Annotated in this window: 24 protein-coding genes and 1 pseudogene; 9 read left to right on the top strand and 16 right to left on the bottom strand. The window is 63.1% G+C overall.

Translation table 11 applies throughout. The annotated features are described in order from the left end of the window. Positions 1-92: 92 nt before the first annotated feature. From V1290_RS36425 to V1290_RS03410, 3 genes and pseudogenes are all read left to right on the top strand, one after another. A pseudogene (locus V1290_RS36425) lies at positions 93-209 on the top strand (hypothetical protein); the annotation flags it as partial. Between the two features lie 255 nt (positions 210-464). After that, on the top strand, positions 465-998 hold the full coding sequence (locus tag V1290_RS03405; RefSeq protein ID WP_334363012.1) for a DUF992 domain-containing protein: 534 nt from the start codon (positions 465-467) through the stop codon (positions 996-998). A gap of 223 nt (positions 999-1,221) precedes the next feature. Further along, positions 1,222-1,998 (top strand): hypothetical protein, encoded by a 777-nt coding sequence (locus V1290_RS03410; RefSeq protein WP_334363013.1) that lies wholly within the window; start codon positions 1,222-1,224, stop codon positions 1,996-1,998. A 215-nt stretch (positions 1,999-2,213) separates the two neighbouring features. Here the strand turns inward: V1290_RS03410 and V1290_RS03415 are convergent, their stop codons facing one another. Beyond that, positions 2,214-3,437, bottom strand: a complete 1,224-nt coding sequence (locus V1290_RS03415; RefSeq protein ID WP_334363015.1) for a glycosyltransferase family 87 protein — start codon at positions 3,435-3,437, stop codon at positions 2,214-2,216. A 947-nt stretch (positions 3,438-4,384) separates the two neighbouring features. On the opposite strand from V1290_RS03415, the gene V1290_RS03420 reads away from it, so the two are divergent. Next, complete coding sequence (locus V1290_RS03420) at positions 4,385-5,335, top strand: IS110 family transposase (protein ID WP_334362844.1); 951 nt, start codon at positions 4,385-4,387, stop codon at positions 5,333-5,335. A 214-nt stretch (positions 5,336-5,549) separates the two neighbouring features. Here V1290_RS03420 and V1290_RS03425 read toward each other — a convergent pair whose 3' ends face one another. The 3 genes from V1290_RS03425 to V1290_RS03435 all read right to left on the bottom strand — a co-directional run bounded on the left by V1290_RS03425 (position 5,550) and on the right by V1290_RS03435 (position 9,149). Continuing rightward, complete coding sequence (locus V1290_RS03425) at positions 5,550-7,442, bottom strand: hybrid sensor histidine kinase/response regulator (RefSeq protein ID WP_334363016.1); 1,893 nt, start codon at positions 7,440-7,442, stop codon at positions 5,550-5,552. A gap of 117 nt (positions 7,443-7,559) precedes the next feature. Further along, entirely contained in the window at positions 7,560-8,330 is a 771-nt protein-coding gene (locus V1290_RS03430) for a gamma-glutamyl-gamma-aminobutyrate hydrolase family protein (RefSeq protein ID WP_334363017.1), read from the bottom strand. 123 nt (positions 8,331-8,453) lie between these two features. Continuing rightward, positions 8,454-9,149 carry a hypothetical protein gene (locus tag V1290_RS03435; RefSeq protein WP_334363018.1) on the bottom strand — a complete coding sequence of 232 codons (696 nt, stop codon included), beginning with the start codon at positions 9,147-9,149 and terminating at the stop codon, positions 8,454-8,456. Between the two features lie 146 nt (positions 9,150-9,295). Here V1290_RS03435 and V1290_RS03440 point away from each other — a divergent pair, with 146 nt between their 5' ends. Then, positions 9,296-10,423 (top strand): AI-2E family transporter, encoded by a 1,128-nt coding sequence (locus V1290_RS03440; protein ID WP_334363019.1) that lies wholly within the window; start codon positions 9,296-9,298, stop codon positions 10,421-10,423. Between the two features lie 5 nt (positions 10,424-10,428). Here the strand turns inward: V1290_RS03440 and V1290_RS03445 are convergent, their stop codons facing one another. Further along, on the bottom strand, positions 10,429-10,731 hold the full coding sequence (locus V1290_RS03445; protein ID WP_057839131.1) for an antibiotic biosynthesis monooxygenase family protein: 303 nt from the start codon (positions 10,729-10,731) through the stop codon (positions 10,429-10,431). A gap of 214 nt (positions 10,732-10,945) precedes the next feature. Here V1290_RS03445 and V1290_RS03450 point away from each other — a divergent pair, with 214 nt between their 5' ends. Beyond that, positions 10,946-13,099 carry a carboxypeptidase regulatory-like domain-containing protein gene (locus V1290_RS03450; RefSeq protein ID WP_334363021.1) on the top strand — a complete coding sequence of 718 codons (2,154 nt, stop codon included), beginning with the start codon at positions 10,946-10,948 and terminating at the stop codon, positions 13,097-13,099. 10 nt (positions 13,100-13,109) lie between these two features. Here the strand turns inward: V1290_RS03450 and V1290_RS03455 are convergent, their stop codons facing one another. The 7 genes from V1290_RS03455 to V1290_RS03485 form a co-directional block, all read right to left on the bottom strand. Continuing rightward, positions 13,110-13,346 carry a hypothetical protein gene (locus tag V1290_RS03455; protein WP_334363022.1) on the bottom strand — a complete coding sequence of 79 codons (237 nt, stop codon included), beginning with the start codon at positions 13,344-13,346 and terminating at the stop codon, positions 13,110-13,112. Positions 13,347-13,484: 138 nt separating this feature from the next. Next, entirely contained in the window at positions 13,485-14,456 is a 972-nt protein-coding gene (locus V1290_RS03460; RefSeq protein WP_334363023.1) for a Bug family tripartite tricarboxylate transporter substrate binding protein, read from the bottom strand. A gap of 60 nt (positions 14,457-14,516) precedes the next feature. Then, a complete protein-coding gene (locus V1290_RS03465) occupies positions 14,517-15,647 on the bottom strand; it encodes an iron-containing alcohol dehydrogenase (protein WP_334363024.1) in 1,131 nt (376 codons plus the stop codon). Positions 15,648-15,660: 13 nt separating this feature from the next. After that, positions 15,661-16,698 carry a 4-hydroxythreonine-4-phosphate dehydrogenase PdxA gene (gene pdxA / locus V1290_RS03470; protein WP_334363025.1) on the bottom strand — a complete coding sequence of 346 codons (1,038 nt, stop codon included), beginning with the start codon at positions 16,696-16,698 and terminating at the stop codon, positions 15,661-15,663. Continuing rightward, positions 16,695-17,807 (bottom strand): four-carbon acid sugar kinase family protein, encoded by a 1,113-nt coding sequence (locus V1290_RS03475; protein WP_334368919.1) that lies wholly within the window; start codon positions 17,805-17,807, stop codon positions 16,695-16,697. The genes pdxA and V1290_RS03475 overlap by 4 nt, the downstream gene beginning before the upstream one ends. Positions 17,808-17,809: 2 nt before the next feature. Beyond that, positions 17,810-19,273 carry an FAD-binding oxidoreductase gene (locus V1290_RS03480; protein ID WP_334363026.1) on the bottom strand — a complete coding sequence of 488 codons (1,464 nt, stop codon included), beginning with the start codon at positions 19,271-19,273 and terminating at the stop codon, positions 17,810-17,812. A 25-nt stretch (positions 19,274-19,298) separates the two neighbouring features. Next, on the bottom strand, positions 19,299-20,222 hold the full coding sequence (locus V1290_RS03485; protein ID WP_334363027.1) for a dihydrodipicolinate synthase family protein: 924 nt from the start codon (positions 20,220-20,222) through the stop codon (positions 19,299-19,301). Positions 20,223-20,355: 133 nt separating this feature from the next. Here V1290_RS03485 and V1290_RS03490 point away from each other — a divergent pair, with 133 nt between their 5' ends. Next, complete coding sequence (locus tag V1290_RS03490; protein ID WP_334363029.1) at positions 20,356-21,177, top strand: IclR family transcriptional regulator; 822 nt, start codon at positions 20,356-20,358, stop codon at positions 21,175-21,177. 34 nt (positions 21,178-21,211) lie between these two features. On the opposite strand, the gene V1290_RS03495 is transcribed toward V1290_RS03490, so the two are convergent. The 4 genes from V1290_RS03495 to V1290_RS03510 form a co-directional block, all read right to left on the bottom strand. Then, complete coding sequence (locus V1290_RS03495; protein WP_334363030.1) at positions 21,212-22,426, bottom strand: GGDEF domain-containing protein; 1,215 nt, start codon at positions 22,424-22,426, stop codon at positions 21,212-21,214. A 238-nt stretch (positions 22,427-22,664) separates the two neighbouring features. Beyond that, positions 22,665-23,141: a 30S ribosomal protein S9 gene (rpsI, locus tag V1290_RS03500; RefSeq protein ID WP_283034519.1), complete on the bottom strand. Its 477-nt coding sequence runs from the start codon at positions 23,139-23,141 to the stop codon at positions 22,665-22,667. Between the two features lies 1 nt (position 23,142). Further along, the gene (gene rplM / locus V1290_RS03505; RefSeq protein ID WP_028345742.1) at positions 23,143-23,607 is read right to left on the bottom strand and encodes a 50S ribosomal protein L13; all 465 of its coding nucleotides are present in this window, start codon (positions 23,605-23,607) and stop codon (positions 23,143-23,145) included. Positions 23,608-23,761: 154 nt separating this feature from the next. Continuing rightward, positions 23,762-24,190 carry a PaaI family thioesterase gene (locus V1290_RS03510; protein WP_334363031.1) on the bottom strand — a complete coding sequence of 143 codons (429 nt, stop codon included), beginning with the start codon at positions 24,188-24,190 and terminating at the stop codon, positions 23,762-23,764. 87 nt (positions 24,191-24,277) lie between these two features. On the opposite strand from V1290_RS03510, the gene V1290_RS03515 reads away from it, so the two are divergent. Continuing rightward, complete coding sequence (locus tag V1290_RS03515) at positions 24,278-25,102, top strand: enoyl-CoA hydratase (RefSeq protein WP_334363032.1); 825 nt, start codon at positions 24,278-24,280, stop codon at positions 25,100-25,102. Between the two features lie 135 nt (positions 25,103-25,237). Further along, a complete protein-coding gene (locus V1290_RS03520) occupies positions 25,238-25,822 on the top strand; it encodes a CoA-binding protein (RefSeq protein WP_334363033.1) in 585 nt (194 codons plus the stop codon). Positions 25,823-25,869: the final 47 nt, after the last annotated feature.

Consider the following 25,869-nt stretch of genomic DNA (forward strand, 5'->3'; position numbering starts at 1 on the left):
CAGTCTAGTTGCTGCTTGGACAATTGTCGCGGCCCTCGTTCCGCTCCTGCACCACGGCGGAATCAGTTTCCAGCTTCAGGTCCGACAGTGGTGGCGGCGTGTTCGACGATGACTTCATCGACAGCTTCATCGAGCTGAAGATGACCGAAGTCGAGCGCTTCGAAATGACCCCGCACCCGGTCGAGTTCGAGATGTATTATTCGCAGTGATGGCGCGCGGCGCTCGCGCCGCCAGTATCACCGTCCGACATTGCAAAAGGCGCTCCCGAGGGGCGCCTTTTGTTTTTGCGAAGGAAAATCAGGCGCTTCGGCCGCCTCGTTCGTTTACTCATGCCGCCAACTGCTGCCGCGAATTCCGCTCATATGGCCGCAAGGCGCTCAAAGGCCGCTATGGGGGCAGGAACCTCGCAATGTCGCCGCGCGTTGAGGGGGTCCATCAGAATGCGTCGAAGGAGGACGCGGCCCATGAACAAAGCAACCCTGAATAGAACAGCCTTGAATAGTCTCGCAACCACATGCGTCGCTCTGGCGCTCGCCCTTGCCATGGCTCCGCCGGCCACGGCTCAGGACACCGGGCGGACGAGGGTCGGCACGCTCACCTGTAACATAGCGCCCGGTGTCGGCCTCGTTGTCGGGGGGCAACGGCAACTGAGCTGTGTCTATGCGTCATCGAGAGGCAGGGGCCGCGAGGCTTATGAGGGCACCGTTAGCACGCTTGGCCTAGACATCGGCGCCACGACCGGCGGCCAGTTGGCTTGGGCGATTTTTGCGCCGACCACGCTGCGCCGGGCGGCTTTGGCGGGAACCTATACGGGTGCGACCGCCGGCGGCACGGTCGGCGCCGGAGCGAGCGCCAACGTCCTGGTTGGAGGCTCGGACCGCACGGTAATGATGCAGCCGCTATCCGTGCAGGGGCAGACAGGCGTGAATATTGCGGCAGGCGTATCCACAATGGAGCTGCGGCCGGCCGCTGCGCCCGCGCGCCGCGCGCCCCAGTGACGACATCGTCGCTGGTGAACTAGTCGGCGGCTTGCCGCCGGGATCATTGTTGCAAGATGCGAAAGGCGCCTGCATTCGGGCGCCTTTTGTTTTCATTTCCGGTCTTGCTCAACGCTAACCGGGCTTCCGCGTGATCTTGCGGTTCCCAAATCCCATTGAAATCAAGACTTCTCCCAAATCGTGGCGGTGATTGTCGCTTTTAGACCTCGCTGGCAGCGTACTGGTGGACAAGAATAACAAGAGGCGACATCAGCCAATGGCGACAAAAGACGGTTTCCCGCCGGATCGTTCTCCTCTCTTTCTGTCCGAACATACCGAAAAAATCGCGCAGCCGGATATAGGGAAGGCTTTGAACAGAGCGGCTATCTCGTCGCGAATCCTTAAGGCGAGTATTTGGGCTGTAACGGCGACAGCGATCGGTATCGCGATCCTATCAGTGGGAGATCCAGTCGCGCTCGTTGAGAACGTCACGGCTACGTGGGTCGAAAAACCGGCGCTCCAGTCTGACGTCGATTCGTCGGCGCCAGCAGTTCAATCAATCGCCGGCACTCAGGACTCGCCGCCGAAGACAAGCGATGTGTCGGCGCGCGACGAAATTGCAGCAGCTTCTGAACCTGCCGATCAGAATCAAACCGTGACCGGTCAACCACCGGCCGAATCCTTGTTGAAGGAATTCGAAGCCTGGGCGGCCAGGGAAGATGCACGGGCACAGGAAGATACACGGGCACAGGTCGTGCCCGTACAGCTCGCGCAAGCTGCCCCAGTGCAGGTTGCGCAAGATGCCCCAGTTCAGGCCCAGCCAACGAAGAAACATCGACGGGCCCGGTCCGTGCACAATGCGCGAGCGGAGATCCGGTCCCAGCGACGTCCCCGAGCAAAGGTCCGGGAAGAGCAAAATGCACCGGTACAGATCGCGCCCGTGCCGGACCCCCGGGCACAGGAGCAGGCTGTGCAAAATGCCCAGACACCGTCGCTCCTGCAAAGCTTGGGTTTGCGTTAGACCAACGTCACCGCAATCGCGCTTCGCCACGACCTCCAATGCAGCAAGCGTAGCCCCGGGTGAGCGCAGCGACACCCGGGATTGCCGCCATCCCCGCATATCGTTGCGCCCATGCGGGCTACTTGCTAGTCGGCGGCTTGCCGCCGGGATCATTGTTGCAAGATACGAAAGGCGCCTGCATTCGGGCGCCTTTTGTTTTTGCGGTATGCCCGCCACTACGTTGCAACCCGCACCTCTGCTGATGACGCTCGCTCGGATGTATCATGGGCCAACCGCCACAGCAGACGAGCCGCGAACAGCGGCAGGATGATTAGCGCGCTGGGAATATGCGCAAAGCCCAATGGAAACATCAGAATGGGCAACATCCATAGCGCCAGCGAAAGGCATTGATCGACAAACGTTTCGTTTCCGCGCTGGCGCAAGAGCGCAACAATCCATCCGAACACGACCATGTCGTAGTTCATTATCCAAGGCAAAAACAGGAAAGTCGCGGTGACGAACAGCGCTTGTGAGAGCACCGGATCCCGCTTGCGCCAGACCGTCCAAACAACCGCGCCAAAAGCGCAGGCCGATACCACCGCTTGGACCACCCAGGCACAACTATCCGGCAGGCCGATAAGGCGAGCGTTGACAAAGGCTGAGGCAACGATCGGCCAGCCCTTGATACCGGCGACGTTCAGCAAGTAATGCTGTTGCGGTGTTACCTTCTGCCAATACTGTATCCAGATATCCGGCCCAAACCATATTGCAGTCGCGGCGACAAGCAACACCGTTGTAGCGACCGCTGAGCTAATGACGCGCCAGTGTCCGCCCAATAGCAACAATACCGGAAGCAGTAGCCCAAATTGCGGCTTGATAGTCAGGATACCGAACAGGATTCCGGCGATGATCGGTCGCCGATCGAGATTTGCCAGTCCGCCGATCAAAAGCGCAGCCGTCAAGAATCCATTTTGGCCCAGGAACACGTTCACGGTGACAGCAGGCGCGACCGCCAGAAATAACCAGTATTTTCGGTCGACGCCACTCGCGATCGCCGCCCACACATAGAGCGCGAGCCCGACTGCGCACCAAACTATGTAGGAAGGCAAAAAGCCCAGCAAACCAAAGGGCCAAATAAGGAGCACAATATGCGGAGGATACGACCAATACATTGGTGCCAAATCGGAGATACCGGTCGCCTTCACCAGTGCAGCCATGTAGACGTCGGAATCAAACCAGTCCGCAGGACCGCTCGAAAACACCGAGCGGCCGCCCATCCAAGTGTTAAGAAAATCCCGACCAACCGGAAAACCGCCCGGGTCGAGAATGAAAGTTGAAAACGACTGATCCGCCGCTAGCTTGAAGTCCAGTGCGACGATAAAGGCGAGGATAGCCGCAGCCGCCGCGGTGAATACCGCATAAACCTTCTCGGATACCGAAGCACGTGCTTGGTGGCCCAACGTTGTCATGCCCGACCAGTACAACGGTAAAGTAAAGGATCTATTCAAGGAAGTTAGCCAGCGACTAGCCATGATCGTCGCGCACGATCGCGTGGATGCCAATATTCGGCTGCTCGTCTTTCGACGGGCAAATCACTTCTGATTTTCAGAAATCGTGTCAAGTCCAGGAAACGAAAAGAATCAAAAATATTCCGCTTTCGTTCTCACCCAAATCACGCGCATAACTCCGTCCGTCTCACGGCGAGATGAGGGGCGGCTCGCGATCGTCACGAACGTGCGGTGAGATGCGATGGACGCGGAATGCGCAAGACGTAGGCGCAGGAAGCGTACGGCGAAGTCGTGTGGTTCGGGCGCCGCGGTGCTGGCGTTAAGTCGGCGGGAAGTGTCCCGCCGATGACGGAGGCAAAAGAGCCGTTCTCCGGGAAGAGCACGAAGTAAGCCGTAAAGCCATTGCGCAGGGAAGGCCGGGCTGCTCCCGCTGTACCTGTATGCTCGTGTGCGCTTTTGCTATGCGCAATGGCACACGAGACCGCGGGTGCAGCAAGCACCCGGTCTTCCCTGCGCCCTCTGTTTGGAGAGGGAGCAAACGAAGATGCAAACCTCGGGCGATCAGCGTCGCGAGATCGCGAACTCATACTCGGTTGTCGTTCACCCGCCAACGGGTCGCGCGAATGCGCGCCCGATGACAGGCTCAGGCGGGTGACCCAGTTCCCAGAGACGGCAGTGATTGAACCGATAAGCCGCGGCGTACTGGATTGCATGATGGCGTCGCCATCCTGTTGGATGGGGCGCCGGCGGCCCCTCGAGTACTGGTCAGGTCCTGCAAGACCGTGGGAATCTTAGGACCGCCGGCGTTACGGTCTGACACGCGCACGGTAGAGAGGGCCTGAGCCCGCATTGCAATCCGGCGTGCCGACCAGATGCATATTCTGTCGGAGAACAGCCACATGGACAAGATGGTGATCGGGGTGGACGTTGCCAAGGAGTGGATCGACATTGCGATCGCGGGTGACAGTCGGGTCAAGCGGATCGCGAACAGTGAGCGAGCGATTGACGCTTGGTTTATGCAGATCGGGGCCGGCTCGATCGGCCTGGTCGCGTTCGAGCCGACGGGCGGCTATGAGCGGCTTCTGCGACGGTGTCTCCGCCGCGCGAAGGTCGCCTTCAAGCAGGTGCACCCGAACGAAGTCGTCGCCTATCGCAGGCGGCGTGGCATCAAGGCCAAGACGGACCGCATCGACGCCAAATTGTTGGCCGACTTTGCCGCCGAGGAGCTCGCTCGCCGCGACATCGAGTCGGTTCCAGAGGCCGATGAGGTCTTACGTGAACTCGCATCGCGGCGCCGGCAGTTACAGGCTCTGCTGCATGCCGAGACCTGCCGCTGCGACGTGGCAGACAGCGCCATTGTGCGCAAGAGCCTGCGGGCGGTCATTGCCGCCCTTGAGCGTTCACTCGCTACGGTCGACAAGGCCATCGCCGAACGCATCGCAAGCTCCGCGCATGCCGAGACCAGCCGGCGGCTGCAAACCTTCTGCGGTGTCGGCCCCGCCATCGCGGAAACATTGATCGCGGACCTGCCGGAACTCGGACATCTGTCAGGCAAGAAAATCGCGGCCCTTTGCGGCCTTGCCCCGCACACGCGCGACAGCGGCAAGCAGCACGGGCATGCGTCCATTGGTCATGGCCGCTCCAGCGTGCGCAAAGTGCTCTTCAACGGCGCCCGCAGCGCGATCCAGCACAATCCGGTCATGAAGGCCTTCTACCGACATCTGGTCGATGACAATCATCGCCTGGGCAAGGTCGCGCTCACCGCCGTCATGCGCAAAATGCTGGTGACGCTCAACGCCATGATCCGTGACCGATCAGATTGGAGACACGCAGCCAGGCCTGCGGCATGAGCCTTCGATCATGGCAAGCCAACGCGGCAGCGAGCGCAGCCGGTCAAGGCCGGCATCGCCGCCGCGCAGCGGTCGCCTTGACCGGCGAGCACGATGCCGCATTCTCGCCCATGATCGACCTCTTGACGAACATCACGGTAGATCCCCGCCTTCGCGGGGATGACAGTCAAGTGTTGCGTCGCTATCTCCGCGTCATTGCGCGGAGAATCGCGCCCTACCCCTGCCTCGGCGGATTTTCCTTCAGGAAGCGATCTACGTCCTCCTGCACCGAATATGGCAGAGGGATCGGGTCGCCCATGTGGTCGATCGCGCGGTCGAGGCAGAGGCGCAGCATGCGCGCCAATTCAGCCTTGCGGTACGGCTTGGCGAGCAACAGCACGCCCTCGCCGAGACGCTCGCCCGAACCAAAGGCATCGAAGGTATGGCCGGACGTATAGAGCACTCGGAGCGGCCGGCGCAGCTTGGCGACCTCCTCCGCAAGCTGCCGGCCGTTGATCGCGCCGGGCATGACGATGTCGGTGAACAGCAGATCGAATGCTGCACCGGAGTTGACCAGCTCAAGCGCCTGCGCCGCGCTGGCGGCGGCAATGACCGTGTAGCCGAGGCTTTCGAGCCGGCCGACGACGTGCGCCCGCACCACGTCGTCATCCTCCACGCAGAGGATGGTGTCCGTTCCGCCCCGCAGTTCGCCGTCCGCCTCCGGCGGTGCATCGCTCGCGCCAAGCGCGTCCGAGGGCTCGGTATCGGCCTTGGGGAGAAGGATGCGGAAGCAGGCACCCTTGCCCTCCTCGCTCTCGACCACGACGCTGCCGCCGGATTGCTTTGCAAATCCGAACACCATGCTCAGCCCAAGTCCCGTGCCCACGCCGAACTGCTTGGTCGAAAAGAACGGCTCGAAAATCCTGTCGCGTATCGCGGGCGGAATGCCGACGCCGGTATCGATCACCTCGATCACGACATAGGCGCCCGCGCCGAGCCCACCCATGTCGGCGTCATGCTCACCGCGCGTGAGATTTTCCGTCCTGAACAGCAGCCTGCCGCCATCGGGCATGGCGTCACGGGCGTTGATCGCGAGATTGACGAGGGCGGAGGAGAGCTGGCTCCCGTCGACCCAAGCCGGCCAGACCTGATCGCTCAATGCGGTTTCGATTTGAATCTGTCGTCCGAGCGTCGGCGCCAGCAGTTGCACCACTTCCTCGACCAGCGCGTTGACGTCGGTCTCGCGCGGGCGCAGCGGCTGTTTGCGGGCGAAGGCCAAGAGGTTGGCCGTAAGCTGGCATGCGCGATCGGCGGCATCGCCGATCATTCGGGCGATCGAGGCGAGCGCCGGATCATGCTTGACGCCGTCGGCCAGGATTTCGATCGTGCCCGTGATCACGGTCAGCACGTTGTTGAAGTCGTGGGCGATGCCGCCGGTCAGTTGTCCGACCGATTCCATCTTCTGCGCCTGGAACAACTGCTCCTCCGCGGCGCGCTTGGCCGTGATGTCCCTGACGAAGGCGTTGATGATGTAGCCTTCGCCGCGGCGCAGTGCTGTGAGCGATATTTCGGCGAAGAATTCGCGGCCGTCCTTGTGCAGCAACGGCGCTTCGTATCGCCCGCCAACGGGGCTGGCTGCCGCCTCGCTCAGGAAGCGATCGACCCATTGCCGATGCACCGCGCGCTGCGATTCCGGAAACACCAGTTCGTCCATGCTCCGGCCGACGGCCTCAGTGCGCGTCCATCCCATCAGGGCCTCGGCATGCGGGCTCCAGCCGAGGATGACGCAGCGCTCATCGGTCTGGACAAAGGCGTCGAGCGAGCCTTCGATAATGGCTTGCGCCATGTCGCTGTCGATCAGCGTCTGGTCAGCGCGTCCCTCCTCCGCTCCGTTGCGTCCATCCGCAAGGCCCGCGACATCGGAAAGCCTGTGCCAAAGCCTCGCCGCAGCAAGAATCGTAAGCAGGCCGGTGATTGCAGCGCTCGCCAGCGCGGCGCCGACGATGATCGCCAGCGGCCCCAGCGAGGGGGCGCGCGTCGCCAGGAAATAGGTTACTGCGCTCACGACGCAGGACGTCACGAGGACCAGCAAGATCATCGCCGGCGCGAGACGTCCAGGTTGCGTCATGGCGGCTTTACCAGTGTCGAGTTGATGGGTGACTTAGCCGACTTCCCGGAGCCGATCCCATCTTTTCGGCCCCGTAGGATTACGGATGAGGTCGCTCCGGGACGCGCGTCTGTCCGGTCACCTCGCCCGCTCGTGCGCCTTGAGCGCCGCCCCGAACGCCTCGAACAGCTTGCGATTGATCGGATTGCGCTGCGGGTCATATTCGGCGTGCCACTGGACACCGAGCGCAAAGCTCGGGGCGTCCGCGATCCGGATCGCTTCGATGGTGCCGTCCTCGGCAATGCCTTCGATGACGACGCGCCTCCCCGGTTCAAGGATGCCCTGCCCGTGCAGCGAATTCACCCGGATGGTTTCGCAGCCGAGCAGGCTTGCAAAGGTGCCGCCGGGCGTGAGATGGACGTCGTGGCGGTCGGCGAACACGACCGTCGGGTCGGGATGGATTTCGCCGTTCTCCAGGCGCGGCATGCGGTGGTTCATGCGGCCGGGAATCTCGCGGATTTCCGGATGCAGCGAGCCGCCGAAGGCGACGTTCATTTCCTGCAGGCCGCGGCAGATGCCGAAGATTGGCACGCCAAGGGCAACGCAGGCCTCCGTCAGCGCCAGCGCGAGGTCGTCGCGGTGGATGTCGTAGGGCTCGTGCCTCTCATGCGGCTCGGTCTTGAAGCGGGTCGGATGGACATTGGCCCGTGCGCCGGTCAGCACGATGCCATCGACGACGTCGAGCAGCGCGCCGATGTCGGTAATCTCGGGCGACCCGGCAAACATCAGCGGCAGCGCCCCCGCCACGTCGGTGACCGCGCGCAGATTGCGCTCTCCGACCATCTGGGTCTGAAAACGATTTTCGACGCGATAAGCGTTCCCGATCACACCGACCACGGGTCGTCTCATCGCCGATTTTCCGCTGTCATCGTCCTGTGCAAGGACCTTCTGGGTTGGGCCGCCATTGCAGACGATAATGCCCGCGAGCCGGCGGCGGATCAATATCCGGCAGCGGCCTGCGGGCCTGCCCTGCTATTTTCGCGTGAAAGCCTCGCGGGCGTCGATGCTGTCGGCCCCGGGCAAACCGGCCGCCCGGAGCGCCGCGGCAGCCGAATTGCCGGCATCACCCAGCCATGGCAGTTTCGCCTGAATTCCACGCGTGACCGGCTCGCCCAGCGCGCCGCCGAAATCGACCGGCCAATATCCGTTCGGCACCACTTCAGCCGATATTCCCTGAAGGCGATAGCCCCTGCCGAGCACGGCCTCCGCATCGTCGGGTGCTACCCGCCGCGCGGTGCCGGGGTTGGCCGGATCGGTAAAGGTCACGAGCACCGGGATCAGCGCGTCCTTTACCGGCACGACGCCGGTCAACCGGCTCATCTCGTTAAACGAGACCCGCTGGCCGGCCGCCGCCGTATAGGCGCGCAGGGCCACGTAGTTCACGTCATCCAGCACGAGGTTGTTGTCGACATGCGCGAGCAGCGCGACAAGGTTCTTGCCCTGCCCGAGATCGACGAAAATGGCGTCGCCGACGGTGCGGGTCTGACCGCGGCGGGTGTAGCTCCGATCGGGATGAACGGCCACCACGCCGGATGCCGATCTGCGCCCAAGCGGCGTCTCGACATCGACCGACAGACGATATTTGTGGGCGGGATGGTTGATTCTGATCTGGTCGCCGATCACCAGCGCCGCCAACAGCGCAATCGGGCCGAACCATTTGAAATTCATCTCGTCCTCGCCGGCGCCATGTCGGATTCGTCTACCGCTTGGCATACCGGACGTGGCAGCGTCAAACCGGCGCGTGCGCTCCCGCTTGATCCCGGCGGCGTTTTTGGCGAAAGACTGCAGACGACATTCTGCGAAAAGGAATCAACGTGAAAGGTCCGGCTGACAATCGCCTTCAGGCCCGCAACGATCTGGCGTGGGCGATATCGGTCGGAGGCATCGGCGTCGTGCTGTTCGCCGCGCTGCTCGTGTTCACCTGGCACTTTGCCGCGACACTGTTTCTGATATTTACCGGCATGCTGCTTGGTGTCGCGCTCAACGCCATGAGCAATCTGCTTGGACGCGTGGTGCGGCTGCCGCATGCGCTGCGCCTGACGATGGTCTGCCTGGTAGTCGCGGGCATGCTGTCGGGCATCGTCTTCCTCGGCGGCACCACGATCGCCCAGCAGACGACGGCGTTGAGCAACACGCTCAAATCGCAGCTCGTCAACGTCAAGGGCTTCCTGGAGCGGAACGGCATCGACACCAGCTTTTTCGATTTCGGCACCCTGTCGTCGACGTCGGACGATGGCACGCCGGCGCCCGCCGCGACGCCGACGCCGCACACGCTTCCCAGCGCCGGCACGATTGCGGCCAGCGGCGGCGCCATCTTCAGCCAGAGCCTGAAACTGATTCTCGGCACCGCCAGCGCAGTCGGAAACTTCTTCATCGTGCTGTTTTTGGGGATTGCCTTCGCGACCCAGCCAGGCGTCTACCGCAACGGACTGCTGTTCGTGGCGCCCGTGAAGCATCGCGTGCGCGCAGTTGCGATCGTCGATCGGATCGGCGAGACGCTGGAGCGCTGGTTGATCGCGCAGATCATCACCATGGTGGCGGTGTTTTTGGTGACCTGGATCGGGCTATCGATCATCGGCATCCAGAGCTCGTTCATCCTGGGCATCCAGGCGGGGCTGCTCGCCTTCATCCCGACGGTCGGCGCGATCCTCGGCGGGCTGATCGTGGTGCTCGCAAGTCTCGCGTCGGGATGGGTCGCGGGGCTCTCCGCCTTCATCCTGTTCCTCGGCGTGCACGCGCTGGAAAGCTACGTGCTGACACCGATCATTCAGCGGCAGGCGCTGGACATTCCGCCTGCGACGCTATTTGCGTTCCAGATCCTGCTCGGCGTCGTCTTCGGCATCTGGGGGCTGGCGCTCGCGCTGCCGCTGATGGCGATCGCCAAGGTGATGATCGATCATTTCAAGGCGGAAGCGGTGCCGGCCGCGATAGCGGCCGGCTGATGGCTTCAGTCCGCCGTGGTCAGCACCGTCTCGGTATGCTCGACCTCGGGCGGCGAAGCAAAGTACGGGCCGACCAGCGCGCGCCAGGCGGTGAAATCTTCCGAGCCGCGAAAGTCAACGGTGTGGTTTTCCAGCGTCTCCCATTTCGCCACCAGCCGATATCGCTGCGGCTTCTCGATCGATTTGTGCAGTTCAAACCCCTTGCCGCCCTTGGCGCGCAGAAACAGCGGGCGCGCCTTGGCGACGGCCGCTTCAAAATCCTTCTCAGTGCCCGGTTTGACGTCGATTTGCGCGATTTCGGTGATCATTGGTTACGCCCTCTCGTGAGAATTGGCGTGTCTAACCCAGCCGCCTCAAAAGCAAAAGGCGGATGCATAGGTGTTGCTGCGATGCACGGTGGCTCTCAATGCCGCAAGCGTGAGGAAACCGCGCCAGTGACATGCTCCCGCCGCAACCCTGGTCTGGTGTAGGCTTGCACCAGCAACGAGCGACAACAAGCTCGTGGTCACGGGGAGAGAAGCGATGAATCTCGGTCGGATCCTGTTCTCCTTCACCCTGGCTGCGGCGGCAAGTGGACTGAGCTTGATGGCGGCGCCATCGCATGCGCAGCAGCCAGCGGCAGTCGCCATCGACAATGACGATATCGGCGGCGTGGTGCGTGGACCGAACGGCCCGGAGGCCGGCGTCTGGGTCATCGCTGAGACCACCGAACTGCCGACGAAATTCGCCAAGATCGTCGTCACCGACGACCAGGGCCGCTACGTGATCCCGGACCTGCCGCCGAACGTCAACTACGCGATCTGGGTTCGCGGCTATGGCCTCGTGGATTCACCCAAGCTGCGCGCCAAGCCCGGCCAACAGGTCAATCTCACGGCGGTCCCGGCGCCGAACGAGACGGCGGCCGCTCATTATTACTCGGCAATCTACTGGTACACGATGATGAAGATCCCGCCGGCAAAAGATTTCGGCGGCTCCACCGAGATCCCGAAGGAGATCACGCAGGAGATCTGGCGCCAGCGGATGAACAATGTCGACTGTATCGGCTGTCATCAGCTCGGCCAGGAATCCACTCGCACGATCCCGGCCGCGTTCGGCGAATTCAAATCGGGCGAGGAAGCCTGGATGCGCCGCGTTGCCGCAGGGCAAACCGGCGAATGGATGGTGAACCGGCTCGCCGGGCAAATGGGCGGCGTGCCGTTCAAATATTTCGGCGACTGGACGGACCGGGTGGCCAAGGGCGAGCTGCCGAAAGAAAAACCGCCGCGGCCGGCCGGCATCGAGCGCAACGTCGTGATCTCGTCCTGGGAATGGGCGACCGAAAAGCACTTCGTCCACGACCTGATCTCCTCGGACCGGCGTTATCCGACCGTCAACGCCTACGGCCCGCTGTTCGGGGCGAACGAATATTCTTCCGACGACATGCCGATCCTCGATCCCAAAACGCACAAGGTGACGTTCTCGAAGATGCCGGTCGCCGATCCCAACGCGCCGGAATCGTTCGGCCCTCCCCTGCATGGCACGGCCCTCCTCAATCCGGTCAGCCCTTCGGCCTATTGGGGCGACGAGAAGATCTGGAGCCAGCGGACCAATAATCACAACAGCATGTTGGACAAGAAGGGCCGCCTGTGGCTGGCGGCGGCCGTGCGCGGCATCGAAAATCCGGCGTATTGCAAGAAGGGATCTGATCACCCGTCGGCCAAGGCGTTTCCGCTCGAACGCTCAGGCCGGCAAGTGTCGGTATTCGATCCCAAGACTCAGAAGTACAGCTTCGTCGATACCTGCTTCGGCACCCATCATCCGCAATTCGGCTACGACGCCGACGATACGCTGTGGCTCTCGGGGACCGGCCCGGTCGCCGGATGGGTGAACACCAGGCTATGGGACGAGACCGGCGATGCCGTCAAAGCGCAGGGATGGGCACCATTCGTGCTCGATACCAACGGCAACGGCAAGGTCGACGAATATACCGACCCGGGCAAGCCGGCGGAGGCCGGCAAGGATATGCGCATTGCGGGCTCCGGCCCCTACGCGGTGATGCCGCATCCGACCGACGGCTCGGTCTGGTACACCGTCAACGTGTTCGTCGGTCCACCCGGCTTCATGCGGTTCGATCCCAAGACCAAGCTCTCGGAATTTTACGCGATTCCGAAGGAAGGCATCGGCATCCGCGGCGGCGATATCGACAAGAACGGCGTGCTCTGGGGCTCGGGCTCGAACGGCAGCCTGATCCGCTTCGATCGCAGCAAGTGCAAGGCGCCGCTGAACGGGCCGGGCGCGACCGGCAATCACTGCCCGGAAGGCTTCGCCTACTTCAAATATCCTGGCCCCGGCTTCGAAGGGTTCGAGAACTCCAGCGCCGAGGCGAGCTATTACACCTGGGTCGATCACCACAACACGGGCGGCCTCGGCGAGAACATCCCGATCTCCACCGCCAACCTCAACGACGGCTTCGTCGCCTTTAAGGACGGGCAGATGATGATGTTGCGCATCCCCTATCCGCTCGGCTTTTTCGCCAAGGGCCTCGATGGCCGCATTGACGATCCAAACGCAGGCTGGAAAGGCCGTGGTCTCTGGAGTTCGAGCGGCGACCGCACACCCTGGCTGATGGAGGGCGGCAAGGGCTCAAAGCCGCGGGCGGTGCATATTCAGGTACGCCCCGACCCACTGGCGAAGTGAGGAATAGCGGCTAGCCGAACAGCAGCGCCGTGCCGGCGACCATCAGCGCAAGGCCGATGAACAGGATGGCAGGCCAGCGCATTCTGCGCTGAACGTAACGCCCTTGCGCACGGCGCTCGGTGATGAGCGCCATCTCGAATTCTTCCGAGGTCGAGAACATGCAACCAAACCCGCCGCGGGCGGAGGCTGCGGCCGCTTCGAGCGACGTCAGGGCAGCCTGTGGGTTTCGTCGGCGGGGTGAATCCATACGCAGATGATATGGATGGAATGGTAAACGGGAGGTTACCGCACCAACTTCATCCGGAGACTCATTCAAAAGTGTTGAATAGCCTCCGGACGTATCGCGTTGTTCACGCGTAATGTTTTCAGTCAGCGCTGAGAAGCGCTACTCCAGCTTGATGTTGGCGGCTTCGATGACCTTCTTCCATCGCGCCGTCTCCGATGCGATGTAGGCCGCAAACGGTTGAGCATCGAGCGCCACGGCGTCGGCGCCGAGTTCGGCCATCTTCTGCACCGTCTCCGGCTGTTGCATGAAGGCCCTAATCTCCGCCGACAGCTTTTCAACAATCGGCTTCGGCGTGGCGGCCGGGACAAAGAAGCCGTGCCAGGCGACCGCCTCGAAACCGGGTAGATGCTCGGCGACGGTGGGAAGATTCGGATCGAACGACGCGCGCTTGGGCGTTGCGCTTGCGATCAGCGCGAGCTTGCCGGTCTTCGCCTGCGGCAGAAGCAGTGGCACGTTGTCGAACGCAAGGTCGATCTGGCCGCTGAGGAGATCGGTCAGCATCGTGCTCGAGCCCTTGTAGGGCACATGCACCATCTTGGTGCCGGTCATCTGCTGGAACAACTCACCCGCCAGGTGCTGCGAAGTGCCGACACCCGCCGAACCGAACGAGACCTTGTCCGGATTGGCCTTCAGATAAGCGATCAGGTCCGGCAGGGTCCGCGCCTTGATCTTGTCGGGATTGACGACCAGCACGTTGGGCACGACGCTGATCTGGACGATCGGCTGCAGATCCTTATCGGGCTGATAGCTGAGCTTCGGACCATACAGCGACGGGTTGATCGCAAGCGCGGACGTGCTTGCCAGGCCCAAGGTCAGGCCGTCCGGCGCCGACCGCGCCAGCCGCGTCACGCCGACGATGCTGCCGGCACCACCGACATTTTCGACCACAAACGGCTTGCCCAGCTTCGCCTGCAGGTGATTGGCGACCATGCGCGCGAAGATATCCGCCGTACCGCCGGCGGCGAAGGGAACGATCACCGTCACCTGCCTGGGAGGATATGCGTCCTCCGCTTTGGTGTGCGCTGCCGCCAGCAGCATCGCCGACGCAACAATAAGCCTCATCAATCTCATCGAAGTTTCCTCTGCTTCCTGCTTGTTATTGGTTGGTGCCGTGCGCCGCAGCCGGCCGGGCTAGAACGCCGTCTCGTACATCTTCAAAATCTCGTCACGGCTCAAATCACGCGGGTTGTTGTCGAGCAGACGACGGATTGCATGCGCCTCGTCCGCCATGACGCTGAGATCATCTTTGGGAACACCGAGCGCGGACAACCGCATCTCGATGCCAAGATCGGCGCAGAAACCATAAGCGGCGTCGAACGCAGCCGCTGGAACGTTACGTTCTGACAAGCCGAGCGCGTGCAGCACGGCGATCGTCTTCGTCGAGATTGCCGGCATATTGAACGCCAGCGTATGCGGGAAGATCACCGCGCAGGCGAGGCCATGCGCCACATGATGCCGCGTGCCGAGCGGATAGGCGACCGCGTGGCCTGCCGTCGTATTCACCGGGCCGAGGCAATAGCCGCCATAAAGCGAGGCCAGCGCAAGGCCGGCACGCGCTTCACGGTCGCTGCCATCGGCAACCGCACGCCGCAGATAGCGTCCGACCAGCCGCGCCCCCTCAATCGCGTAGAGGTCGATCGCAGGATGCGCCTTGCGGTTGGTGTAAGCCTCGACGCAATGCGCCAGCGCGTCGACGCCGGTTGTCGCGGTGACATCCTTCGGCACCGTCATCGTGAGGTCGGGATCGACGATCGCAATGTCAGCCAGCATGAAGCGACTCTGAACCGCAAGCTTGTTGCGGCTGGCCGGATCGGTCACCAGCGCGCGGGTGCCGGCTTCGCTGCCGGTCCCCGAGGTGGTCGGAATCTGCATCAGCGCTACACTGCGGGCTGTAACCTTCTCGGCGCCCACGATGTCGGCAAAGGCGGTATCACCAGTGCAGAGCACGGCGACCAGCTTGGCGAGATCCATCACGCTACCGCCGCCGAAACCGACGATGAGGTCGGGCGCGGCTTCACGCGCCATCGCCACCGCCTTTTCGAGGTTGGGCAGATCCGGCTCGGGCTTCACCTCGCCGAACAACTTGACGGCACCGGGCAGCGCCAACTGATCGACGCGCCGTGCGTTGAAGGGATATGAAATCACCAAGGGCCGCCGCGCGCCAATCCGCTTGGCGAAGTGAGCCGCAGCGGTGACTGTCCCACAGCCGAACTCGACGGCATTAGGACGAAGGATCTCGATCGCCGTGAAGGAATTGGTCATCTGGACGTTCATCTCATTGTTGGGTTGACGACATGCCGGCGGCCAGGCGCTCGGCGTAGTCGATGGCCTCGATCAGGCTGTGCTCGTTGGCGATACCCTTGCCTGCGATGTCGAAGGCCGTGCCGTGATCGACGGAGGTGCGGATGATCGGAAGCCCGAGCGTGATGTTGACGCCGGATAGCTCCTGCCAGCGGCCGGTCGCGGGATCGACCTGGAAGCCGAGCAGCTTTACCGGAATGTGCCCCTGGTCGTGATACATCGCGACCGCAGCGTCGAACTGGCCAGCACGCAGCTTGACGAAGATGGTGTCGCCGGGCACCGGGCCGACGACGTCGAGTCCATCGGCAACCGCCCTGGCGATGGTCGGCGCCGAGACGTCGATATCCTGCCGGCCGAACAACCCGCCCTCGCCGGCATGCGGATTGAGCGCCGCAATGGCGATCTTCGGATGCGCGATACCGAGCCGGAGCAGCGCGTCGTTGGTGAGATCAATCACCTGGCGAAGCCGCTCCGGGGTCAATCGCTTCGGCACGTCCTCGAGCGCCACGTGCGTCGAGACATGGCTGACGCGCATGTTGCCATGGGCGAGCAGCATCACAGAACCGCGCACGCCGGTGAGATGCGCCAGCATCTCGGTGTGGCCGGGATAGTGATAGCCTGCCTTGTTGAGTGCCTCCTTGTTCAAGGGCGCCGTGACGATAGCCGCGGTTCGGCCGGCCTGCGTCAGCCGCACGCCCTGCTCGACCGCTTTGAACGCAAAGCGGCCGCCATCGGCACTCAGCACGCCCGGATGGATCGGCGCGCCCTCAGCGTCGGCCTGCAGAAAGCTGAGATTGGGCCAATCGCCGTCTTCGGCGCTCACCTGCGGTATCGCGACGTCGGTACCGAGCGTGGCCTTTGCTCCCTCCAACGCAGCTCCGCTGCCGATGATTAGAAGGCGCAGATCGCCCCTCGCGATCCTGTCCTGCAATCCGATGCAAGCCTTGACGATGATTTCCGGCCCGATCCCGGCCGGATCGCCCATGGTAATCGCGAGATGGCGAGAGGTCATGTCGGTTTCCCTGTGCTGAGCAACTGATTGGCATGGAGCAGATCGCGCCATAGCTCCCTTGTACCAAACGCTCCGGATTTGGAGATCACGTCAACGCCAGCCCAACGGCCGCCCTGCAGGGTCGAGCGCGGCAGGCCCGGCACGAGGCGGCCTGCGACCCGCAACGCCTGCGCACCGAGAGCGATGCAAACCGCTTTCAAGGTCTCGCCGCCGGCCACAACCAGCGTGCCGGGAGGATCAAGCGCTGCAATCAATGCGGTCATTTCACGCGCGATCCGCCGGGCCGCCTCCGCGCGCGAAAGGCCCTCGGAAAGCGAGAACTTCACCAGCGCCACGCCGTCATCGGCAAGCTTGCGGTGTACCCGCACCGCACCGCCGGCCGCGGCTTCGGCAAGGGTGACGGTGGCTTCTCCGCATGCCTCAAGCTGGGATGCGGTGACGATCTGATCGGAGCCAAACAATCCGAGCACTGGCTTCTTCAAGCGCCGAGATGCACCAGCGTGGCTGCCGCGCGCCAACGCACCGGCCAGTCCGCCGCTCCCGCACCACAGGACGGGCGCAGCAAGCTGGCGGCCCATTTCGACCACACGATCGAGATCCTGGTCGCTCTCGGCATCGAAGACCTGAACGCCGCCATGCGACAGCGCCTCGAACCGGCCTCGCCGGGCGTGGATGTTCTCCGCTTGGAGTTGTGCCAGAAGATTCGCGCCGACCGGATGCCAGTCGCCCTGCGACGTGCGGGCGAGTTGCTGACCGTCGCAAGTGCGGCGTCCCTGGTACTCAAAGGCCGGTGCAACGACGCAGGAGGCCCAATGGCCGGTGCGCAAGCAGGCGCCGAGTTCGGCAGCCCACGCTCCGCGCAACAGGCTGTCGACCTTCTTGTAGGCAATCGTGCCGTCACAAAGCAGCAGCGCCAGCCGTCCCACGATCTCGACGCTTTCCGTCCGTGCCAGCTCGCGGGTGCCGCTGTCGATCGCAAGGCTTGGCGAGTTGTTTGTCGAGAGCGCGTCCGGCCAAGTCACGTCGAACGGTCCGCATAGTCCGACGAACTCGGCTGCGGTATCGAGCGCACCGGTGAGGTCGTCGGCAAGAAGGCGGACGCTCGTCATCGTCATGCTGCTCCCGAATTGCCAGCCGTGCGGCGCTCGGCCGCGAAGATCTTGCCGGGATTCATCAGGCCGTTTGGGTCGAGCAGTTGCTTGATGCCGAGCATCAGGTCGATCTCGAGCGGGTCGGCCACGCGCGCGAGCCGGCCGCGATTGGTAATGCCGATGCCGTGCTCGGCGCTGATCGCGCCGCCCTGCGCCGCGGTTTCGTCGTCGACGATCTCGTTGATCTCTGTCACCAGCGCGGCCGTCGCGGCGGGGTCACGGCAGCGATCGCGGTCGATCAGGGCGATCACGTGAATATTGCCGTCGCCGATATGGCCATGCATCACCACCCGTGCATGGGGAACGGCCGCCATGATCCTGGCCTCGACATTGGCGACGAACGCAGCCTGCCGCTCCAGCGGAACCACGCTGTCGTGCGAGACTACATATCCGCTCCGCTTGTTGCCTTCGGACACGCCGTGCCGCACCGCCCAAATCGCCTTCGCCTGGGCAAGGCTGGAGGCTAGCACGGCGTCCTCGGCCAGTCCCGCCTCCATCGCATCAGAAAGCACGGCGGCTAATGGCTCGTTGAGATCGATCCCGGCCAGCGTGTCGGTCAGTTCGACGATTAGGTACCACGGCGTCGTGAGTTCGAAGGGAATGGTGACATGGGGCACGGTCGCGGCGATCGCCTCGATCTGGCTGCGCGACATGATTTCGAGGCTGCCGAGCCGGTCGCCAACGGCGCCGCGCAGGCGCTGCATGATCTGCAGGGCCTGGTCGACACTGTGCAATTTGAGCAGCGCCAGGGCAGAGCTGCGTGGCAGTGCAAACAGCTTCAGCACCGCCGCGGTGACGATGCCGAGTGTCCCCTCCGCGCCGATGAAGAGCTGCTTGAGCGCGTAGCCGGTGTTGTCCTTGCGCAGCGCGCGCAGGCCGTTGAAGATGCGTCCGTCCGGCAGCACCACTTCCAATCCAAGCACGAGATCGCGCGTCGGTCCGTAGCGAAGCACGGCCGTCCCGCCCGCATTGGTCGAGATGTTGCCGCCGATCTGGCACGAGCCTTCGGCCCCGAGGCTCAAGGGAAAATGGCGGTCCACCGCCGTGGCCGCGGCCTGCACCTCGGCGAGGATGCATCCGGCCTCCACGGTGATGGTATTGGCGAGCGGGCTGACGTCGCGCACGCGCCGCATGCGGTCGAGCCGGATCACGACATTGGACGCGCCGTCATCCGGCGTGGCGGCGCCGCACATCCCGGTGTTGCCGCCTTGCGGGACGATCGAGAGCCGCTTGTCGGCACAATAGCGGACAACCGTCGCGACCTCGGCGGTCGAGCCGGGCTTGACGACTGCAACGGCACGGCCGCGGTAGCGTCCGCGCCAATCCACCACATAGGGCTCCTGATCAGGTGCGGAATCGATGACATAATTGTCGCCGACGATCGCCGCCAATCCAGCAAGCACATTTTGGAAGGATCCGGTCATCCGATCGTCTCGTCGCCCACTCGCGCTAGACGCTGGCGGCGGCAAACGCGCCGGCGTCGGCAAGCAACTCTTTCAACTGCGGAGCCGGCAGCAACTCCAGCGGCGGCCGCAGGCGTTGCCACCCGGCATGGCCGGTCTGCTGCGCAACCAATGCCTTCAGCGATGCCATCTGCGCAAAACGTGAGACGAGCTCGCGCGCCTTCACGATTCGCGCCTGCGCCACCGCAAGCCCGGCGTCATCGTCGCTATCGCGGAAGTGCCGATAGACATAGGCAAGATCGCGCGCGACGAGGTTGGAGGTAGCGGTGATGCAGCCCGCGCCACCCTTGCGCAACAGCGGCAGGAGCAGCGGATCCGCGCCGGCCAGCACCGCAAAACCCGGAAAGCGCTCGACCATTGCGGTCATGTTGGCGAAGTCGCCGGAGGAATCCTTGATGCCGACAAAGGTCGTCGGATAGGCCGCACGCAGCCGCCCGATCAGCGCATGCGAGATCGGCTGCATCGACATCTGGGGAATATGATAGAGCACGATCCTGAGCCGCGCATCGCCAAGCCGCTGCACGACTTCGCTGTAGGATGCATAGACACCGTCATCGGTGACGCCCTTGTAATAGAATGGCGGCAGCATCACCACCGTATCGACGCCGACCGAGAGCGCATGGCGCGTCAGCGCAATCGTGTCGCTGAGCGCCGCGACTCCGGTTCCGGGCAGCAGCCGGTTCGGCGCGATGCCGTCCCGCACGACCGCCTCAAGCAGCGCGGTACGCTCGGCAACGGAAAAGGAGTTGGCCTCGCCGGTGGTGCCAAGCAACGCAACACCGTCGCAGCCCTCGCTCAGGAGATAGCGGCAATGCGCAACGAACCGTGCGTGGTCGGGTGCGAGCTCAGTGTCGAGCGGCGTCAGCGACGCGCAGAACACGCCATGAGGATGCAGGGATGCTGTCGACAAAGATCCTCCGATCGCCCGAATCCCGTTGTTCGGAATGCGAACATTTGTTATGTAACTTGCACTCTCCTAGAATCGGACCGCCGCCGCCGTCAAGGGCCGGCGGCCGTCGTTCTTGCAAGCGGGTATTGACGAGATGGCCAAGACATCCAAGCGCGCGCCGACCACCGCGCCGAAAAATCCAAAGAACCACGTCGCATCCGTCGGCAAGGCCTTCGCTGTTCTGCAGAGTTTTTCGAGCGACGCCTTCGAGCTGACGCTCAGCGAGATTGCCGCGCGGGCCGATCTCGATCGCGGCACCGCGTTCCGTCTGATCCAGACGCTGAGGGAGCTTGGTTATCTCCATCCCGTTCCGCAGAGCCGTCGGTTCAGGCTCGGCGTCGCCTGTCTCGATCTCGGCTACACGGTGCTGTCAGGGGGAACGCTGCGCGCTTTGGCCGAGCCGTTGCTGCGCGACCTCGTGCCATCAGTGAGCGACGCAGCGTCGCTCGGCGCGTTGGACGGGGGGGACGTGATCTATCTCGCTCGCGTCGGCACGGGCCTCGACCGGCACAAGATGGACCGTCGGCCCGGCACGCGAATTCCGGCTTACAGCGCCGCGCTCGGCCACGTCATGCTGGCGCATCTGCCGCGGGACGAGCAGATCCGCCGGCTGGAATTGCGGCCACGCATCAAATTGTCGGAAAAAACCCTGACGGATATCGATGCCCTGCTCGACCGGCTTGACCTGGTCAGGCAGCAGGGCCACGCGATCTCCGACGGCGAAAACGCTTACGGTCTTCGCACGCTGGCAGCGCCGATCTTCGACGAGCGAGGTTCGGTGACTGCCGGCTTGAGCGTCACGGTCGATGCGACGCGCATGGACATGACCGCCTTCCGCGACCAAGCCCTGCCCCAACTGATGCGTGTCGCGGCGGTCGTGCAGGACCTCGCGATCAAATCCGGCCTATCGAACTAGTGCTTCAGCCCGCCTTGCGCAGCCGCGCTCTTCGCTAGGTCGCCGGCACCTGGCGTTGCGAAGCTGCGCGCCCCGCGGTCTTGCGCCGCCACTTCTCGAGCGACAGCGGCAGCTCTTCCGCCGCCTCGACCCGGTTACGGCCGCCGCGCTTGGCCTGATAGAGCGCGGTATCGGCTGCCGCCAGCAACACATCGAGTTCCGTCCCCGCCGGCCCGCCGGCGACGCCGATGCTGACGGTGGTGTCGACCGGCCCCTCCTCGCAGACGATGTTGGATGCCTCGAACGCCTCGCGCACGCGCTCGGCCACGATCACGCCCTCTTCCAGCGGACACGCCAACAATGCCGCGAACTCCTCGCCGCCGATGCGCCCCGACAGATCGCTGATGCGCAAATTGCTGGCCACGACAGTGGAGAACAATTTGAGAATCTCGTCGCCCGCGGGATGGCCGAAGCGGTCGTTGATGCTTTTGAAATGGTCGATGTCGGAAATCATCACCGTCACCGGCCGCCCCGCGGCGGCCTCGCGTTCGATCACGCGGTTGCAGGCTTCCGAAAAGCCGCGGCGGTTCAACATTCCGCTCAAGGGATCGACCGAGGCTGCGGTCTTGTGCACCGTCACGGCGCGGTCGGACACCAGCATGAAGATCACGAACACGGTGCCGATCGCATACAAGATCAGTTCGATGGAGAACGCCGTCACCCAGATGCTGCTGGCGAAAGTTTCGTCATGCGGGCGCAGCAAGCTGCCGAGCAGGATCGGCAACGCCAGCACGCAACCATGCATGACGGGTACGGCAATGGTCGGCCAGCGCCTTTGCATGGTCCGCCGTCGTTCGCTCCACAATTCGGAAGCCGTCAGTCCCGCATAGATCGCGACGATCACCGCACCGACGATCAGCCGCATGGCGGGATTCAAGGACGGCACCGCCAGCACCACGCCGACCCAGACGACCGCGCCCAGCAAAAGCCCCGTTAGATTGGGCTTGCGGCCATGGAATACGCGCGCCGCGTTCCAGACCATGCCACAAGCCGCGAAGCCGACCGCATGCAACGCGAGCAATAGCGGCTCGCCGAGTTTGGCGCCGCCAATGGTCCAGATCGCCACCGAGGCCGCACCAAGCAGATAGGCCGTTCCCCACCACTTCAAAGCCGGGATGTTTTCCTGCTTGCCGAACAGCACCAGCATGGCCCCGAGCATGCCTGCAACCATCGTGGCAAATAAATATAGCGTGGAAGTATCGAACGACATGGGCTCACCCGAACGCGTGTGATGCAACTTGTTCGGCGCACACTGAAAATGCAATTTCGCGCCATCGCGTCAGGGAACACTAGGAGGGCCGTGTTCCAATTTCGTTTGTGCAGGTAAGCAACTTTTCACGAAAATCCGTGGTAACCCATCACTAAATAGTAAGCAAAAGGGGCGCCGATCAGCGCCCTCTTTTTCGTCCGGTGAATGCAGCAATCCGCTGCAAATTTTAGCGAAGCAATTAGCGCTTCGAGAACTGGAACGACTTGCGCGCTTTGGCCCGGCCGTACTTCTTGCGCTCCACGGTGCGGGAGTCGCGGGTCAGGAAGCCGCCCTTCTTCAGCACGCCGCGCAGATCGGGCTCGAAGTTGGTCAGCGCCTTCGAAATGCCGTGACGCACGGCACCCGCCTGGCCCGACAGACCGCCGCCGGCGACCGTGCAGATGACGTCGTACTGGCCGGCACGCGCGGCCGCGACCAGCGGCTGCTGGATCAGCATGCGCAGCACCGGACGGGCGAAATAGACTTCGACCTCGCGGGTGTTGACCGTGATCTTGCCGGCGCCCGGCTTGATCCAGACGCGGGCGACCGCATCCTTGCGTTTGCCGGTGGCGTAGGCGCGGCCGTATTTGTCGACCTTCTTGACGTATTTCGGCGCTTCCGGAGCGGCCGTCTTCAACGACGCCAACTGGTCGAGCGACTGCATGGTATCCGACATCTTATGCGGCCCTCATGTTCTTGCGGTTCATCGAAGCGATATCAACCTTCTCGGGCTGCTGGGCTTCATGCGGATGTTCAGCGCCGGGGTAGACGCGCAGATTGCCCATCTGCACGCGTCCGAGCGGACCGCGCGGGATCATGCGCTCGATGGCCTTCTCGACCACGCGCTCGGGGAAACGGCCCTCGAGGACCTGTTTCGCGGTGCGTTCCTTGATGCCGCCGATGAAGCCGGTGTGCTTGTAGTAGACCTTGTTGTCGCGCTTGCGGCCGGTCAGCACCACATGCGCCGCGTTGATGATGATGACGTTGTCGCCGCAATCGACATGCGGGGTATAGGTGGGCAGATGTTTGCCGCGCAGGCGCATCGCGACGAGCGTGGCGAGACGGCCGACCACCAGACCTTTGGCGTCGATCAAGACCCACTTCTTCGTCACCTCGGCGGGCTTTGCCGAATAGGTTTTCATGTGAGGAAATCCGTGAAAATGGAAATCGGCGCCAGATGCGCCGAACTGGCGGGTTTCTAGAGAACGGCGCGTTGTCAGTCAACGCCAATGTTTGCAAATTACCACAATAAAAACAATAGTTTAAAAATATGGTGTAATATTACCTTTCAAAAGCCTATGTGTTTGGAATGGAATAGGTCGCCGTCACATGGGCGATCGGATCGGGCGACGAGCCTGACAGCAGGTTGACCTCGCCAACCGCCAGCCGCTTACCGAGTTTCAGCAGGCGCGCTGCGGCCAGCACGTCCTCTCCCGGCTGGCCCTTGCGCAGGAAATTGATGTTGAGATTGGTCGTTACCGCCAATCCCACCGGGCCGATCGCCGAGAGCAGCACCACATACATCGCGAAATCGGCCATCGCCATCAGGGTCGGCCCCGACACGGTGCCGCCGGGTCGCAGCATGCGCTCATCATAGCGCCGCCGCAGCAGGCAAGTCTCGCCGTCGGCGCTCTCGATGGTGATATCGCCATCGCTGAAGGCTTGCGGAAATTCCTCGCGGAGGAACTTCTCCAGCTCAGCCACGCTCATTTTCGCTGCCGCCATGCCACCCCTGCCCCTCGATTATGACTGCCTGTTACATTACGTTGTCATCAAAGCCAAAATGAAAATCTTGGAGTGGAAACCTCAGAGATGACCGCCCAAACTGCTCGCGCACCCACGCCGCAACCTCCGATCCTGCTGCAGGAAAATATCGGCAGCATCCGGGTGCTCACGCTCAACCGGCCGGCGGCGCGCAACAGCCTGTCGGAGGGGCTGATCGCCGAGCTGCACGGCGCGCTGAAGGAAGTCCACGACGACAACAGCGTGCGCGCCGTCGTCATCGCCGCCAACGGTCCCGCGTTCTCCGCGGGCCACGACATGAAGGAATTGACTGCGCGCCGTACCGATGCCGATCGCGGCCGCGCCTATTTCGCGCAGATCATGAACGCCTGCAGCGCGATGATGCAGGCTGTCGTGCACCTGCCGAAGCCCGTCGTCGCCGCCGTGCAGGGCATCGCGACCGCCGCTGGCTGCCAATTGGTGGCGAGCTGCGATCTCGCGGTCGCCTCCGAGGCGGCAGGCTTCGCGACCCCCGGCGTCGATATCGGCCTGTTCTGCTCGACCCCCATGGTGGCGCTGTCGCGCAACGTCCCGCGCAAGCAGGCGATGGAGATGCTGCTCACAGGTGAACCGATCTCGGCGACGACGGCGAAGAATATCGGCCTCATCAACCGCGTCGTTGCCGCCGGCACCGAGCGCGATGCGGCGATCGCGCTGGCGCAGAAAGTCGCGCTCAAATCCGCCTATACCGTCAAGCTCGGCAAGGAGGCTTTCTATCGTCAGGCCGAAATGAGCCTCGCTGAGGCCTATCGCTATGCGGCCGAAGTGATGACCGAGAACATGATGGCGCGCGACGCCGAGGAAGGCATCGGCGCCTTCATCGAGAAGCGTGAGCCGAAGTGGCAGGATAAGTGAGCCGTCATTGCGAGGAGCGAAGCGACGAAGCAATCCATCGCGCGGCATAGCGGATAGATGGATTGCTTCGCAGAGCCTGTCATCGGGCGGCGCTTCGCGCCGACCCGTTGGCTCGCAATGACGCAAGAGGATAGAATGAACCACGACACTTACGACGACAATTACATCCGCAGCATCCTCAACTCCGTGAAATCGATCGCGATGGTCGGTGCCTCGCCGGTCAATGTGCGGCCGAGCTACTTCGCGTTCAAATATCTGGCGCAGCGTGGCTACGACATGATTCCGGTTAACCCCGGCCATGTCGGAAAAAACCTGCTCGACAAGCCTTTTGTCGCCTCGCTGTCCGATATCGGCCGTCCCGTCGACATGATCGACATCTTTCGCAGCTCCAGCCACATCATGCCTGTCGTCGACGAGGCCCTGACATTGTCGCCGTTGCCAAAAGTGATCTGGATGCAGCTCGGCGCGCGCGACGACGCGGCTGCCGCAAAAGCCGAGGCCGCCGGCATCAAGGTGGTGATGAACCGCTGCCCGAAGATCGAGTATGGTCGGCTGTCGTCGGAGATTTCATGGATGGGCGTCAATTCGCGCACGCTGAGCTCGAAGCGCGCGCCGATCCCGACGCAGGGCATGCGGCTGTCGCTGAACCGGATGAGCGTCGGCGGCGGGGCAACGGCAGCATCGGATCGCGCCGCAAAGAACAAAGGCGAGCCGACGTGAAGCAATGAGAAACAATTATTTCGAAGACGCGGCCTGACGACGCAGAC

It is taken from the genome of Bradyrhizobium sp. AZCC 1578 (assembly GCF_036924675.1).
In the GTDB taxonomy this organism is placed as follows: domain Bacteria; phylum Pseudomonadota; class Alphaproteobacteria; order Rhizobiales; family Xanthobacteraceae; genus Bradyrhizobium.